This is a genomic window from Bacteroidia bacterium (assembly GCA_025056095.1).
Taxonomy (GTDB): domain Bacteria; phylum Bacteroidota; class Bacteroidia; order JANWVE01; family JANWVE01; genus JANWVE01.
Genome location: JANWVW010000299.1, coordinates 1 through 2,598, shown reverse-complemented (window position 1 = coordinate 2,598; position 2,598 = coordinate 1). Strand labels below are relative to the sequence as shown.

The window sequence follows — 2,598 nt, the reverse complement described above, 5'->3', positions numbered from 1 at the left end:
AGCGTTAGCGAAGTACCGAAGCGAAGCGTAGTGCGGAATGCCCCGACCCTTGCGCAGCAAGGGGCACGCCCAAAAAAATGAAATTTTTTATATTAAATAGAGTACCTACTTGGCGCGCCCCATAAATTCTCAACAAGCTAAACAGCTCTTTTAGATTAAAATTTTGAACGGCTCTTCTAAAAGTGCTTTCAAAGTTTGTAAAAACGCTGCACCCATTGCACCATCTACAATCCTGTGGTCGCAGGAAAGCGTTACTTTCATAATGTTCCCTATCACTACTTGACCATTTTTGACAATAGGTGTTTCTTTAATACCCCCTACGGCTAAAATACATGCATCAGGCGGATTGATGATAGCTGTAAATTGGTCAATGCCATACATACCTAAATTAGAAACAGTGAACGTGTTGCCTTCCCAATCCGCAGGTTGAAGCTCTTTATTTTTAGCCTTTTCGGCAAGCTGCTTAGTTTCTGTGCTAATTTGTGTAATGGTCTTTTGGTCAGCATTGCGAATAACAGGTACTAAAAGTCCATCTTCTACTGCTACTGCTACCCCAATGTTAATGTAATGATACGTTCTAATTTTATCCCCCAGCCAAGAAGCGTTAATTTTAGGATGCTTTCTCAAAGCTATTGAAACAGCTTTGACTACCCAATCATTGATAGAGGTTTTGACATCTGAAATTGCGTTAACTTGTTTGCGAAGTTCTATAATATTGTCCATGTTAATCTCTACTGTTAAGTAGAAGTGTGGGGCGCTGTATAGGCTTTCACTTAAACGCCGTGCAATTGTCTTACGCATTTGGCTGACATGGGTATCGGTATATGCCCCTTGGGTAACAGGCGTGGGGGTAACAGAAGGTGCTTGTAAAGTTTGGCTAATTTGTTGTTTTTGCTGTTGTGCGTAATTTTCTACATCTCTTTTTATGATTCTACCATTATCGCCTGTACCTTCAATTTCATGCAAAGGAATACCTTTTTCTGCGGCAATTTTTTTGGCTAAGGGTGAAGCTTTAATTCGCTCATCAGAAGGAGTAGGTTCTACAGAAGATACAGTAGGAACTTCGGTAGAGGTTTGTGATTTAGGTTCAGTACTTGGAGTAGATTGTGGAGTAGCAACTTGAGCTTTTCCACCGGAATACTTAGCTAAAATTGGTGTAATATCTTCGCCGGGCTTTCCAATAATAGCCATTAGCGTACCTACGGGAACAGGTTTACCTACTTCAATTCCTTGATACAAGAGTACGCCATCAAAGTAAGATTCCAATTCCATAGTAGCTTTGTCAGTTTCTATTTCAGCGAGTAAGTCGCCGGCTTTTACAGTATCTCCAACGTTTTTGTGCCATGCCGCAATGACACCTTCGGTCATGGTATCGCTTAGTTTGGGCATTTCAATGACCTCTGCCATAACTTTTATTTGTTATGAATGTAAAAATAATGTTCAGCTATTTAACTTCATAAATTTTTTTCTTAATCTGCAAGATTAGAAAGGTAACTTACTTTGAATCAGCTACTTACTTGAAGCTCACATTTGCCATTTTGCCCATAAATTTGCATATACCAATTGGACAATATAATATTGAAGCAAACTAAAATTCTATCCAAATGAAGATTCACGAATATCAAGGAAAAGAGATTTTCCGCAAGTACGGTGTTCCTGTACCAAAAGGGATTGTAGTTAAAACTCCCGAAGAAGCTAAGCAAGCTGCTATTGAATTAGGTAGCTCTGTGATAGTGGTAAAATCACAAATACATGCAGGTGGACGCGGACAAGGTAAAGTATATGACGCCAACGATAGAAGTAAGATGCTTTCAGATCGCGGGGTAAAAGTAGTCAAGTCCCCTCAAGAAGCAGAAGATTTTGCTCGTTTAGTGCTGGGAAATATCTTAGTTACTAAACAAACAGGAGAAGAGGGTAAAATCGTAAAAACAATGTATATAGAAGAGGGGTGTGCAATTGAAAAAGAATATTACCTTTCGATTACCCTTGACCGTTCCACTGCAAAAAATGTGATTATTGCTTCTGCCGAAGGGGGTATGGATATTGAAAAAGTAGCCGAAGAGCATCCCGAAAAAATTGTCAAAGAATGGATTGACCCTTTGACAGGGCTTCGCCCTTACCAGATTACAAAAATAGGCTATGCACTAGGCTTTACTCCTGATTTAGTCAAGCAGTTCATTCCTTTCATGAATGCTCTGTACAAATGCTACATGGAAGGCGATTGCTCTTTAGTGGAAGTCAATCCTATGGTAGTTACAAAAGATGGTAAGATACTCGCTTTAGACTCCAAAATTAACTTTGATGACAATGCTTTATTTAGACATCCTGAATACGCCTCTTTGAGAGACTTAAATGAGGAAGAACCCCTGGAAATTGAAGCTTCTCAATACAATCTTAACTACATAAAATTAGATGGCAATGTGGGTTGCATGGTTAATGGTGCAGGTCTAGCTATGGCAACCATGGATATTATCAAGCTTTCAGGAGGTGAACCTGCCAATTTTTTAGATGTAGGAGGTACAGCGAATGCTAAAACCGTAGAAGCTGGGTTTAGAATAATTCTCAAAGACCCGAACGTCAAAGCTATCTTGATTAACG

The 2,598-nt window shown here is 39.5% G+C and carries 3 protein-coding genes; 1 reads left to right on the top strand and 2 read right to left on the bottom strand.

Annotated features, from left to right (window positions below; translation table 11 throughout):
* Window positions 1-4: 4 nt before the first annotated feature.
* Entirely contained in the window at window positions 5-133 is a 129-nt protein-coding gene (locus NZ519_13605) for a hypothetical protein (GenBank protein ID MCS7029790.1), read from the bottom strand.
* A 17-nt stretch (window positions 134-150) separates the two neighbouring features.
* Window positions 151-1,407, bottom strand: a complete 1,257-nt coding sequence (locus NZ519_13600; protein MCS7029789.1) for a pyruvate dehydrogenase complex dihydrolipoamide acetyltransferase — start codon at window positions 1,405-1,407, stop codon at window positions 151-153.
* Between the two features lie 197 nt (window positions 1,408-1,604).
* Here NZ519_13600 and sucC point away from each other — a divergent pair.
* A partial coding sequence (sucC, locus tag NZ519_13595) for an ADP-forming succinate--CoA ligase subunit beta (GenBank protein MCS7029788.1) occupies window positions 1,605-2,598 on the top strand: 994 nt, incomplete at its 3' end.

What these genes read in the sequence shown, in the direction of transcription:
- NZ519_13600 (MCS7029789.1), bottom strand. Translation starts at nt 1,407, where the DNA reads ATGGCAGAGGTCATTGAAATGCCCAAACTAAGCGATACCATGACCGAA.